Origin of the sequence: Methanobrevibacter arboriphilus JCM 13429 = DSM 1125, assembly GCF_002072215.1 — an archaeon.
GTDB lineage: Archaea > Methanobacteriota > Methanobacteria > Methanobacteriales > Methanobacteriaceae > Methanobinarius > Methanobinarius arboriphilicus.
The window spans coordinates 24149-38347 of record NZ_JXMW01000004.1; the positions used below are offsets into that span (position 1 = coordinate 24149).

Here is a 14199-nt window from a genome sequence, read left to right on the forward strand (position 1 = left end):
TTATTTCTCCCTTTAATTTTAATATATTCTACTATTTTTATTTTCCATCACATATTCACTTCCTCCCCCAAACGAGATAATAAATTTATTCAAATAGAATATTCAAGTAGAATATCTAATTAGAAATGAATAAATTTACAATATGATATGTAATAATATTCACAAAGTCTCTTATTTTCCTAATAAATTTTAAAATAGTAAAGCTATATGAATAAATATACATATCGGTTTATATAAAAAATAATATTTATCAGATTAAATATTTAAATCTTATTACTTGAAAATAATCAAAATAATAAAATTAAAAAAATTAAATAGAGAATTATTTAAATAATAAAATTAATTTAAAAGCATTAAAATGAATAAAATATGTATTATAAGCCATAAAAATTGAATAGATAATATAAATGCATAATGCATATCGATAAATTTAAAAACAAATAAAATGTATCCACCATTCATACAAACACAATTCAAAATACATATGAAATACTTCATATCGACAAATGAAAATAAGATAAAATAATAAAAAAAGTAAAAATAATATAAAAAGGTAATAAAAACAGCACATAAGTAAGATAAAAGAAAAATAAGATAAAAAATAAGATAAAAAATAAGAAAAAAAATAAGAATAAAATAAGAAAAAAATAAGAAAAAATAAAATAGAAAAATTAGTATAAAAATATGATGATTAACTTTAAATAATCAATAAAAATTTTAAATTCAATATTAGAAAGTTATCTCAGCATATCTACCATGTATAGTAGGATTATTTGTGTTCCAATTGTTAACTTTACCTAAACTATTGCTTGAACTGGTTGTATCTGCAATAACCCACTTCCCATCAATATAAACTTCTGCCCATACATGACCTAATCTTCCACTTTGAGTAAATGTAACTTCACCATTAACATATCTAGAAGCTATTCCACTTGCTCTTAAAAGAGCTATCAATAAGTGAGTTTGATCTACACAGTTTCCAGACTTTGCATTTAAGGTTCCTACAGCTCCTTTAGCTGTATTATAGTAAAATGAGTAAGAAATTTTGTCTCTCACATAGTTGAATATTGCTGTTGCTTTAGCTAAATCTGTTGTCAATCCAGCTGTTAATTGGCTAGCTAATGACTTTATATTTGCATTATTTACTTCACAATTTTTTGTAGCTTTTAAGTAAATAGCTAAACTACTATTTGTACTAGAATTACCACCACTAGAAGAATCATTACCACTAGAACTAGACCCACCATTAAGAGTACTAGGATTAGAAGTATTTATAGTAAGAGTGTTTGGCATTACTCCATTAGCATTTAAATAATTCAATACTTTAGAAAGTTCATATACTAAAGATTGGAACTGTATATTTCCAAGTGTTGAACTTGCATAATTTGGAGCTTGTACATTAGCTGCTATATAATTTGATACTCTTAATGCAATATCTGTGTAATTTGCTTTATTAATTGTTCCTGCAACCTTAGCTCCACTTGGATTTGAAGGAGAAGCAACAGTAATAGGACTTATTCCACTTGTTAATCCTTTATTTATATTTACAATAGCTTTAGATAAAAGATATAAAAAGCTTGACATTGAATATTGAGTAGTACCAATTGTTACATAATTTGGCAATACTCCATTAATATCAACATAAGCTTTAACTCTTGATGCAGCATCGATTATACTATTTAAACTTATAGTTCCAGAAGAATTAGTAGAACTTCCAAAATTATAAGAATCAACAGTAGATATTAATTTATTTACTAAATCAGAAGTAACAGATGCACTTTCATACATATAAGTTTCATATAATATAGTAGGTATTCCAGCTTGTACAAGAGGATTGGTTAAAAATGGAGGACTAGTCTGTGAAGGAGGATAATAATAAGTGAGTTCTGGTATTTTACTTATTATGGAATCAGCTATTATTTTTGAAGCAGTATGATTCAAAGGAGCAAAAATAAAGTTAGTTTCCTCATATGAACCACCAGTTGTTCCTTGATTAGAATGAACATCAATCACTAAATTATAATTATTGCTTATAATGTGAGGAAGCACAAATTCCTCTGCAAGTAGCTGTCCATTCATTCTACCTTCACTATAATTATTTGGGTCTTTTGTAACATTTATTCTATAAATATAATAACAATACTTCAAATTACTTTTTGAAATTATTGCATTATACAATGCATTATGTACAGCAGATTCAAGAGGGTGTAAACCAATAACATAAGCTATTTTTACCTTTGAAGAAGTATTACCAAATGCACCGATTAATTCAACAGTTCCTTTATTATTAGATCCTAAAATTTTAGTAGATAAACCATTAGTACTATTATTACCATTAGAATTAGTATTATTAGTGCTATTATTAGAATTACTTGAACTAGTATAAACTGGTAAATATTTATTCATTGAATGAGAACTAGCTACTTTTATAGTTAAAGTGGTTGGAATCGCTTTATTAACACCAATATAGCTTCCTACACAGGATAAACCATATAAAGCAGTTTGATATTGTATATTACCAACACCATAACTTGAACTTAAACAGTTAGGAGCTTTATTATATGTATTTATATATTTTACAAATCTTTTCGCCATATCATTATATTGAGATTTTGTAAAAGTTTTACTGATAGTAGCTCCACTAGGAGATGATGGATTTTTAACACCATATTTAATAGCTATAGCACTAGTTGATCCTGATAATCTTGTGTTTATAGCTTTTGATAATAAATATAAAAACTCTGGCATTGAATATTTATATCCAGAAATTGTAACATAATTCGGTAATTTTCCATTTGAATTAACATAATTTTTAATACTTGTAGATGCAGACCATATAAGACTTTGAGAAATAGTTGTTTGTTTAGAGCCACTAACAACTAATGTTTTATTAGTTTGAGTTCTTTCATACTTTGGTAAATTCTTATTCAAAGTATTTGATTTAGAAACACTTAAACTAACTGTTGATGCCAAACTTCCACTATGTGTTGCACTATAGTAAGCTATTTTATTAAGCATGAATATTGCTGTTTGATATTGAATCTTACCAAGCTTTGTATTAACATAATTTGGAGCTTTATTATACTTTTTAATATATTTAACTATATTTTTAGCATAAACATAATATTGAGCTTTTGTTAAACTACCTTTAATTGTAGCTCCAGTAGGACTACTTGGATTTTTTATATTATATTTTATAGATACTTGAGTTGTTTTTTTATTATATTTATAATAAATAGTCATTCCAAGTAAGTAAATATACTCTGGCATCGAAAACTTAACATCAGAAATAGTAATATAATTAGGTAGTTTATTATATTTACTTATATAATTATTAATAGTTTTAGAAACCTGTAAAATTTGACTTTGACTTAATTTAGTAAGTTCACCAGCAGCTTTAACAGTTGTATTAGTCTTTGTATTAGCACTATTAGTATTGACATTATTAATAGTATTATTACTATTAATAGTATTACTATTACTAATATTATTAATAGTATTATTTGATTTAGAATCAGTGTTAGATTTTACATTAGTATTTTCATCAGTACTATTAACATTAGTATTAATATTATCATAATAAGTAATAATATTATTTTGATCATTGCCTTCATTAGTAGTGCTTGTATTAGTATCCGCTGCAAAACTTGCACTCAAACTAATAAAAAACACACTCAATAAAGCAATAATCATGATTGTTTTATTTAATCTAATTTTTCCACCCCATTGATTAAAATAAAATTTTGAAAAATAATCAAGATAATTTTATTAAAATTACCTCATTGATAAAATTACCTCATTGATTAAATTTACATTAAAAAATTATATTTATTATATATATATATTATTTATTATTTAATTAAATAATATTATAAATTTATAATATGCTTATATATTATTGCTATATATAGAGTTAATAGTTTATAAACATTCCTAAAAAGATTAAATGAAGAAAAAAAAGGTTTATTTCTAAAAATCAGTAATATCAGAAACTATTTACTTAAAATTAATATAGTACTAAAAATTTTCTTTATAAGAGTGATAAATATTATTTAAACAAATATACTTTATTAAAATAATATTTGTCCTTTTAAAAATTGTTTAAATTATTTTTTTCCTAATAATTAATCCTAGCTAATAAAACTATTATTATTACCTAAAACAGTAGTAATATTATTAGACATCAAATTACCAGAAACTAATAAACAGCCAGAATTGTAGATAACACCAACAACATAATTATTAGCTGTATTATTTGTGAAATTAGAACCAACAACATTATAGAGGATTATTTATAACTGATTTTATTATTTTTATAATTCTTAGAATATATTAATAATTTCATATTAAATAGTAATTAATTTATAACATTATTCCTAAATATAATAATAACTCTAAACTTTTTATGATGAGTAGGAGGTGAAAATAAAATGAAAATAATACCAAAATCAATTACGTTAATTATAATCTTTTTATTAGTATTTATATCTTTATCTGCTATTAATGCAGCAGAACATAACATAACCAATACAACTTCTGGAGGTTTAAATAGAACCGTTACTGATGCAGGAAATGGAGATATTATAAATCTTGAAGAAGGAATATACACCGAAAATGTGACTAATATAATAATAAACAAAAATTTAACTATAATTGGGAAAAATCCTCAAAATACAATAATAGATGCACAAAAATTTGGGAGAATATTTAACATAACATCAGGAAATTCATTAATATTGATAAATATTACACTACTGAACGGAACTAGTAGCTTTGGAGGTTCAATACTAAACAATGGAACATTAACCTTAGAAAATACCATATTCACTAAAAATAATGTTACAGGATCTGGTGGTGCAATATATAGTAATGGTACGCTAAATATTATTAATTCTAATTTTATCAACAACACAGCTAACTCTGGTGGTGCAATTTACAGTTATGACAACAATACCCTAAATATAAATAATTCTAACTTTACTATCAATAAAGCAAACAATCTTGGAGGAGCTATAGATTCTGAAACAGGACCCTATTTAATATTAATAATTCTAATTTCATTAATAATACAGCAACAAGTCAAGGAGGAGCTATATACACTCAAGATAGATATGGATCATTCGAAGGATCTAATATAACTAATTCTAATTTTATCAACAATAGTGCAAATTTTGGTGGAGCTTGTAATATTAATGGTAAAAATAATTTTACAATAACTAACTCAAATTTTATCAACAACACAGCAACAAGCAATGCAGGAGCTATAGAAGACTTTTTCAATAACAATATTAAAATAATAAATTCAACATTTCAAAATAACAAAGCCAATACAAATGGAGGAGCCATCAATTCATATTCTATAAACTATATGGAAAACTGTAATTTTACTAACAACACAGCGAATAATGGTGGAGCTATTTATAATAACTATGAAATGAACATAAATAACTCTATTTTTACTAATAATACAGCAAATAATGGTGGAGGAATCTTTAATAATAGATTTATGTTAGTTTCCCAAAATATCATGAAAGATAACATTGCTACAGGATTAGGTAGTGCAATCTATAATAATGGAAATATGAGTGTTCTTAATCTTACATACATAAATAATTCTACACTAATAGTTAATAATAACACTTATTTAATATTATACGCTACTTTAACTGATGATATGGGTAATAATATTACCGGTCAAAATATATCATTTTATGTTAATGGAACATTTATAGGTAATCAAACAGTGAATGAAGGATATGTCAGTGTAAATTATTTAATTAACCATGGAACTGGTATAGTTACTGTAACTGGAGATTATAATGGCCATAATGATGCAGGAATAAATATAAACACTGGTCAACTACTAATAACAAATGAAACTACTGTTAATGGAACAATTAACCTAGATAAAAATAAATATAAAGTTAATGAGACCGCTAAAGGAATTATTAATATTATTAATAATGGCCTGTATACTGCATATGAAATTGTAGTAAATCTCCATCTACCTAATGAATTTAGATTAAATGGAAACACCGTTATTGTATCCCATGGTTACTACGACCCAAATACAAATAAATGGCATATTGGTAATTTAGAACCTGGTGAAGAAGCAACTATGACATTTACAGGTAAATTCACAAAAGCAGATAATTACACATTGAACATAACAACCACTGGTGAAAATTTTAACAATACAACAGATTCTGATTATGTCATAGTAACAGAAAAATCAACCCCTACTCCAACACCAGAACCAGATGACAATAATAAAACAATTAACAATCCAACTGCGAATTCAGCTATGAAAAAAACAGGAATACCAATATTTACATTAGTATTATTGTTATTAAGTAGCTTAGGACTAATAATAAGGAAAAAATAATGTTTAAAAATTTATAAGGATAAATTAGTTGTTTTGTCCTTACTTTTATTTTTTCCTTTTATTTCTGCATTTTCCTTCTTTTTTTCCTTTTTTCCCTTTTCTTTTTCCTTTTCCTTTTCCTTTTCTTTTTCCTTTTCTTTTTCTTTTTCTTTTTCTTTTTTTATTTTTTTCCTTTTTATTCTATTATTTAAGAAAATTAATTACAATAAATTACTATAGAAATAATAATATCAAATAATAAAAAAAATATTAATATTATTTGAAAATACTAATAGTAAAAACAATACTATTTACTTTATAATTCAAAATAAATAAAATTAATAGAAATTAAAAACACAAATAAATAAAACTATATGAACAAAGAATCAATAGCCAAAAAAAAAAACTAAAAATTGTGAAAAAACTTTAAACACCCTAATCAAAAAATTAAAGATTTAAAATTCATCCAAATCAATTTATTGATTTTAATAAAAATCTTTTTTAAAAATATCCATAAAATCGATTGTTTAGCTAATATCAAATATACTGGTTCACATCCATAGGGATGAGATTTTTTCAATTTATTATTTTCTAAGATAAAAACATCTGTAATGTTGAAGTTTTTTTATCAGTACTTCTAATATTATATTGCAAAAAAGCTAGTCTACTATTACATTCAAAATTGTTTTTTATCCAAAATATCCTCAATAACCTTATTTATATCATTGTAAATTTCTTCCATACCTTTATCCATATCATTTTAAATTTATTTACTTTTACATTATCCAAATTCCATTCTTGTTTTAATGTTTTTTCATAACTGATTTAGCAATATTTACACCAATCTCAAAAGCTTTCTTGCAATCGATTGGAAATTGTTCTTCTTTGTTTTTGGCTTTTTCTTCCTCTGAAAACATAGAAGATTCATATTTATCATAATCAGAAAATTGATAAGTATTGTATGCATATAGTAATTTTGATTTCTCCCCTAATATTCTATAAATATAATATTGGAATAATTTTAAATTTTCTTTCAGACCAAATTCTTTCATTTGCTTTTCTGTTATATTCATAGTATAAATAAAAGCAGAAGGTATTTTTTTCGGGAAAACTGTAGGTATTTCATTACTATAAATCATATTAGAAAATAAAAAACGTTCTAAAAACCCACTCATTCCTGAGCTAACATTAGCAAAATAAATAGGAGATGCAAAAATAATAGCATCAGCTTCCTTCAATTTCTCAAGAATCGGACTTAAATCATCATCCACAGCGCATACACCATGTCTTTTATCCTTTCTTTTACAATGAAAACAACTTATACATCCTTTATATTCTAAATTATAAAGATTTATCAATTCAATTTCTGCATTTTCTGATTTTGCACCTTCAAGAACTTTATTTATCAAAGTTCCGGTATTCCAATTCTTTCGAGGACTTCCATTAATAGCTATAACTTTCATGATTTCTCCACTATATATGATTATATTTAAAATTTAATAAATAATAAAAATAATAAAAATAATTAAAGATATCTATTTATTAATTTATCAATATAATTAATTTTTTATCTATATGCTAATTTTTTATAATAGTAAATTATAAAAATTGTCTAATATTTAAAATATATAATAATTCTTGATTGATGCCATTAAAAAAGAAATATAAAAAACTAGAAAAAGTGTTAAAAATAAAAATACACTAACTTTATCTATAATTACAATTTACATACCAAGATTAAACTCATTAAACAAAATAAGATCTTCTTCTCTAGAGATTAATTGATTAACATCACTAATATTGTTTAAAGATTCATTATTTACATTCTCATTACTAGAATCAATTTTATTTCCATAATCATAACTAAGTTTATTAATAGAAATATTATTTTCAGAATTTAAACCAGATATATTATTAGTACTATTATTAGTACTATTATTACTTGAATTAGAACCATTAGTGTCATTAGTAATAATATCTTCAATATTTATTGAATTATTGTCTATTGATTGTTTAATACCATATGTATATTGACTTGCATTATATTCTGTTTTTGTTAAATATTTAGTAGAGCCATTAATATGTTCTTTACCAGATACTAGACAAAAATCTGCATCACATATAGTACAAACCCACATTCCTTCAGGACAAGTAGGACCTTCTTCATAAATCATACAACCATCTTTTTTACAGAATGGACAATAATTTTTAAAGGTTGAATTATGATAATGATAATCTCCTGCTACTCCACAACTACATTTTCCAGTACTAATTAAATATTTATCATTATATTTAACCAATAATGGACCACAAATATAATTAGAGCTATTAATAATAATAAATCCATCACCAACAGGATCATAAGGACCATTTGTATTATTTGATGAATTATTTGTCTTATTAGATGAATTAATTCCTCCTATTAAAGGATTTGTAGTAATATTAATAGTTAAATTATTAGGTAGACTACCATTAGAATCAACAAAATCTAATATTCCTGAAAATTCATATACTAAAGATTGGAATTTTATAGTTCCAAGCTTAGAATTAGCATAATTTGGAGCTTGTTTATTTGTATTTATAAAGTTTAAAACATTAGTAGCTAATGTTACAAACTCTACTTTTTGCAAATTACCAGAAGTAAAATTTCCATTTGGATAGCTAGGTGCTTTAACTGAGATAGGAGTAATATCTCCCTTATTTCCCTTATTAATATTTACGATTGCAGAAGATAATAAGTATAAAAATTCAGACATAGAATACTGTTTCCCATCAATTAAAATAGAAGATGGAAGAGAGTTATTCATCTCAACATAACTCTTAACTTGTTTAGATGCTTTTAAAACTTGATTTATAGATAAGGTTTTTTGAGTAGAAGTTTTATTATTTGGAGTTACTGGATTTATAGTGTTTTTTGGGAATTTAGGAACATATCTATTCATAGAATGAGTTTTAGATACCTTTAAAGTTAAAGTTTTTGGTAAAACACCTTTATTATCTTTAGACCAAGCTAATATCTTACTATTACCATAGATAAATGTTTGAAATTTAATTTTTCCTAATCTAGTGCTAGCATAGTTAGGTGCTACATTATATTTATTAATATATTTGTTTACATTCGATGCATAGGTAGAATATTGCTTTTTCGTGAGTTTTCCAGAAATAGAATTTCCAGTTGGACTTTTTGGACTTTTAACACCATATTTAACCACAATATTTGATTTTGATTTCTTATTTTTATAAACAATTGTGGCTGAAGAAATAGACATATATTCCTCCATAGAATATTTATAATTTCCAATTGCAATATAATTTGGTAGCTTTTTATTCTTTTCAATATAAGTTTTGAGATTTTTACTAGCAGATAAAACCTGCGATTGACTTACTTTATTTGGTTTAACTGCTGAATTAGTGTTAGAATCAGCTGCACTAGTTTCACTCACACATACACCCATAAAAAAAACTATGAGTAAAACTAAGACTATTATATTATACTTATTTGAAATAATTTTTCTGGAAATGCCTAAAATAGTCATACCTCCAAAACCATGAAAAGCTCTCCTTAAAAGCCTATTCAACAATAAAAATCCTATTTTAACAATATAATAATATTAAATAAAATATAATATTAGCTAAAATATAATATTAGCCAAAATACAATATTAGCTAAAAATAGTCAATATTATAAATAATTAATATCCTTATAAATAGCTAATATTCTTATAAATATAATTTATCTTAAAATATTAACTTAAAATCTTATACTATATATAATTTCGATGATAAATTATATAAATTTATCTAAAAAAAAATTATATTAAAAATTAAGTTAATTTACAATGAAAATAACATTATAAAAAATATTACAAAAATAAGAAAGAATAAAAAGTATAAAATGAATGATATTATAATTAAAGAATACAAAACTAAATAAAAAATATAGAATATTAAAAATAAAACTATAGAATATTAAAAATAAAAAATTAAAAATAAAAAATATATAATAAAAAAATTAAATTAATATTCTATATATGTCTTAAATTGATTTTATTCTTTTTTATTGAATTTTTATTCAAATTTGCTGATTTTACAGTGATTAATCCATATTTTTTGTTGCTGGAAATTTTATTTTTGTAAATTATTGTTTTAGTAGCTTTGTTGTAAACACCATAATTAGTGTTTTTATAGACATTATTCTTATTTACTTTAGAATATTTAGCTGTTGATGAAAGATAAATTCCTGCTTTATTATATGTCAAATGATTAGATTGGATTATATTTTGTTTTCCTGAGTCTAAAACACCATAATAAAAGCCATTAAACCTATTTCCATAAATAATATTAGATTTAGAAGCTTTATTCATATAAACCCCATAACCTTTATTTTTATTATTTCCAGTGTTTTTATAGATTTTATTTCTTTCACCATCAATATATACAGAATAAATTGTTGAATACTTGATATTATTAGAATATATTGTGTTATTGTTGCCTTTTACGCATATTCCTTTTTTAACAGAGTTAATTGTATTTTTTGAGACTTTATTTACTGATCCATAGCTATAGATTCCATGATTTTTCAATAATTTTATAGAATTATTATAAATAGTACTTGAATTAGCTTTATTTATAATTGCATTAGTTCCACCTGATATTCTGTTGTATTTTATTTTAGAATTATCTCCTTTATTATAAATCCCATTTGTATTAGTACTTAGGTTGTTTCTATCTATATTAGAGGAAGATCCAGTGTTATATATAGCTATTTTACTTGAGTTTGAGATATTATTGTATTTTATTCTTACATTTGTACCATAGTTTTTAATAGCATATTTTCCATTTGAAATAATATTATAGGATATTTCTACATTTTCACCTTTGTTAGTAATTCCTACATTATTATCTGATATTAAAGAACCTTTTAAAGTAACATCGTTTCCATAATTATAGATAGCAGATTCATTATTGTTTTTTAGAATATTTTCTGTTATTTTAACATTAGATCCATTAGCACGGTTGATAATTCCTTTTCCATTGTTATTAACTATATTTCCAGTGATATTTGTAATAGTAGCTAGGTTTTCAATACCAACACTATTTCCAATAACTTCATTATTAGCTATTATTGTATAATTACCCCCATAACTTGCAATTTCTTCAGGAGTCATCTCATCTTCATATCCAACAAAAATTCCAATATTATTATTTTTAACAACATTATTAGTAATATTTACAAAATGACCTGCAATAAAAAGACCATAAAAACTATTACTAACATTGTTATTCTTAATTAGAGTATTATTACAATAATTACCAATACCCACTAAACCATTGCTAATTATATTGTTAATTATAGTTATATTCTCACCAATACTTGTAGCTATACCACTTACAGAATAATTAGTTAAAATATTATTATCTATAATAATATTACTAGCATTTTGAACAGCAATACTTCCCACAGTTTGGATAACAATATTATTAGTTATATTAACATTATCTCCAACAATAAAAATACCTACAAATTCAATATTAGATATATAGTTATCACTAATAATTAAACCAATACCTTTATTATAAATACCATTCTTACTGTAAGAAATATTATTAAATGAAATATTAGTTACAACATTAGATAATCCATCAGCTAGACCATAATTAGCTATAGCAGAACCAGAGTTATTAAATAAGTAATTATTTAAGATAAAAAGATTAGTTCCATTACTATATATAGCTCCACCACCAAATTCAAAGCTGACAGCATTATCAATAAATTTTGAAGTAGATACAGTCAAATTAGCTTTATTATAGATAGCTCCACCACTATTATTTCCAATATTATTATTGAAATTAGAATTAGCAATGGTTAAATAACCATAATTGTTGATTGCACCACCAGTACTTGTTGCAATATTACTTGTAAAATTAGAACTAGTAACAAATGCACTACCTTTATTGTTTATATAAATCGCTCCACCATTAATAGCAGTATTATTAATGAAATTAGACCCTATGATAGTTAAATTACCACCATAAATTTGTATTGTTCCTGTACCATTATCTGCTGTGTTATTTATAAAGATAGAATTATCAACAGTTAGATTACCATAAGATGAACGAATTGCTCCACCACCAATAGTAGTTGCCCTATTACCTTTAAAAGTAGAATTCCTAATATTAACGATACCTGCATTATTAAGAATAGCACCACCAAGCATAGCAGTATTATTTACAAAATTAGAATTATTTAAATCTAAATAACCATTATTCAGATAAATAGCACCACCAATATAATCAGAAGCATTATTACCAATGAAATTAGAATTATTTATATTCATATAACCTTTATTATTATAAATAGCACCACCTTCATCACCAACATAATTATTAATAAAATCAGAACCACTAATATTTAGTGTACCATTATTATAAATAGCACCACCATCATAAGAAGCAAAATTAGTAGTAAAAATAGAATCAATCACAGTTAAATTGCCTTGATTATAAACAGCACCACCATCCCAATTTACAACGTTATCAGAGAATCTACAATTATCTAAAATTAAGACATTTTCATTATAAATAGCACCACCAGATTTCACAGTATTGTTAATGAAATTAGAAGATTTCACAGAAACATTACCTTTATTATTAATATAAATTGCCCCTCCATTAATAGCAGTGTTATTTGTAAAATTAGAATCTATGACAGTTAAATTACCACCATAAATTTGTATTGTTCCTGTACCATTATCTGCTGTGTTATTTACAAAAATAGAATTATCAACAGTTAGATTACCATAAGTTGAGCGTATTGCTCCACCACCAATAGTAGTTGCCCTATTACCTTTAAAAGTAGAATTCCTAATATTAACAATACCCGCATTATTAAGAATAGCACCACCAAGCATAGCAGTATTATTTACAAAATTAGAGTCAGTCAAATTCAAATAACCTTTATATGAATAGATAGCACCACCAATATAATCAAAAGCATTATTTTCAATGAAATTAGAATTATTTATAACCATAGAACCATTATTATTATAAATAGCCCCACCTTCATCACCAGCATAATTACTAACAAAATTAGAACCAGTTATAATTAAATTTCCCTGATTATAAATAGCTCCACCATCATAAGAAGCAACATTATTAATGAAAATAGAATCAACAATGGTTAAATTACCTTGATTATAAATAGCTCCACCATTATTATTTGAATTACCATTTTTTAAGGTTAAGTTATGTATATTTACATTAACCCCATTTGCTATGTTGAATAATTGATTTAAGTTTTCAGCATCAATTATTGTATTTTCCTGACTTTCACCAAAGATAGTCAAATTTTTATTAATTAATATATTTGTGTTATTTTCTCCTTTATAAATTCCATTTGCAATTATAATATTCCAATTATCACCTGCAGAATCTGTTGCATTCCTAATACTCTTTTTAGCCTTATCCCAAGAAGAACCATCCCAATCATCATTACCACCAGTATCATTTATATAAATAGTGTTAACTTCTTCAATTAATAATTCTTCATTAGGAATTGTAATATTTTCCCCATTAGAAATAATTTCAGCATCTTGTGCTGAAACACCACTAATAGTAATACTAAATATAAAAAGAGATAATAAAATCATTAAACCTCTTTTTTGATGTTTAAAAAGATTATAATCTTTTTTTATCTTTAATTGTTTATTAATCATTTTCGCTCCGTTTTCTTACCAATTATTTTTATATATTTGATTTATTTTCGAATAATTAATTTAAAAAATAAAATATAATTCTTATACAAATTTCATAAACATAATAATAAAATTAATCTA

General features: G+C 24.1%; 6 protein-coding genes and 1 pseudogene. 3 read left to right on the top strand and 4 right to left on the bottom strand.

Annotation, left to right across the window (positions count from 1 at the left end; all coding sequences use genetic code 11):
* Positions 1-729: 729 nt before the first annotated feature.
* On the bottom strand, positions 730-3657 hold the full coding sequence (locus MBBAR_RS02975) for a pseudomurein-binding repeat-containing protein (protein WP_158082512.1): 2928 nt from the start codon (positions 3655-3657) through the stop codon (positions 730-732).
* Positions 3658-4430: 773 nt separating this feature from the next.
* On the opposite strand from MBBAR_RS02975, the gene MBBAR_RS02980 reads away from it, so the two are divergent.
* The 3 genes and pseudogenes from MBBAR_RS02980 to MBBAR_RS02985 all read left to right on the top strand — a co-directional run bounded on the left by MBBAR_RS02980 (position 4431) and on the right by MBBAR_RS02985 (position 6385).
* Positions 4431-5138, top strand: a complete 708-nt coding sequence (locus MBBAR_RS02980) for a hypothetical protein (RefSeq protein WP_080459791.1) — start codon at positions 4431-4433, stop codon at positions 5136-5138.
* A pseudogene (locus tag MBBAR_RS10700) lies at positions 5060-5353 on the top strand (hypothetical protein); the annotation flags it as partial. The gene MBBAR_RS02980 and the pseudogene MBBAR_RS10700, both read left to right, overlap by 79 nt.
* Positions 5354-5368: 15 nt before the next feature.
* A complete protein-coding gene (locus tag MBBAR_RS02985) occupies positions 5369-6385 on the top strand; it encodes a DUF11 domain-containing protein (RefSeq protein WP_249025021.1) in 1017 nt (338 codons plus the stop codon).
* 782 nt (positions 6386-7167) lie between these two features.
* On the opposite strand, the gene MBBAR_RS02995 is transcribed toward MBBAR_RS02985, so the two are convergent.
* From MBBAR_RS02995 to MBBAR_RS03005, 3 genes are all read right to left on the bottom strand, one after another.
* Entirely contained in the window at positions 7168-7827 is a 660-nt protein-coding gene (locus tag MBBAR_RS02995) for a flavodoxin family protein (protein WP_080459792.1), read from the bottom strand.
* Between the two features lie 261 nt (positions 7828-8088).
* Complete coding sequence (locus tag MBBAR_RS03000) at positions 8089-9945, bottom strand: hypothetical protein (RefSeq protein WP_143746118.1); 1857 nt, start codon at positions 9943-9945, stop codon at positions 8089-8091.
* 444 nt (positions 9946-10389) lie between these two features.
* Positions 10390-14079, bottom strand: a complete 3690-nt coding sequence (locus MBBAR_RS03005; RefSeq protein WP_080459794.1) for a right-handed parallel beta-helix repeat-containing protein — start codon at positions 14077-14079, stop codon at positions 10390-10392.
* Positions 14080-14199: the final 120 nt, after the last annotated feature.

Coding starts and splice junctions, on each gene's coding strand:
- MBBAR_RS02980 (WP_080459791.1), top strand. CDS start 4,431: ATGAAAATAATACCAAAATCAATTACGTTAATTATAATCTTTTTATTA.
- MBBAR_RS02985 (WP_249025021.1), top strand. CDS start 5,369: ATGGAAAACTGTAATTTTACTAACAACACAGCGAATAATGGTGGAGCT.
- MBBAR_RS02995 (WP_080459792.1), bottom strand. CDS start 7,827: ATGAAAGTTATAGCTATTAATGGAAGTCCTCGAAAGAATTGGAATACC.
- MBBAR_RS03005 (WP_080459794.1), bottom strand. CDS start 14,079: ATGATTAATAAACAATTAAAGATAAAAAAAGATTATAATCTTTTTAAA.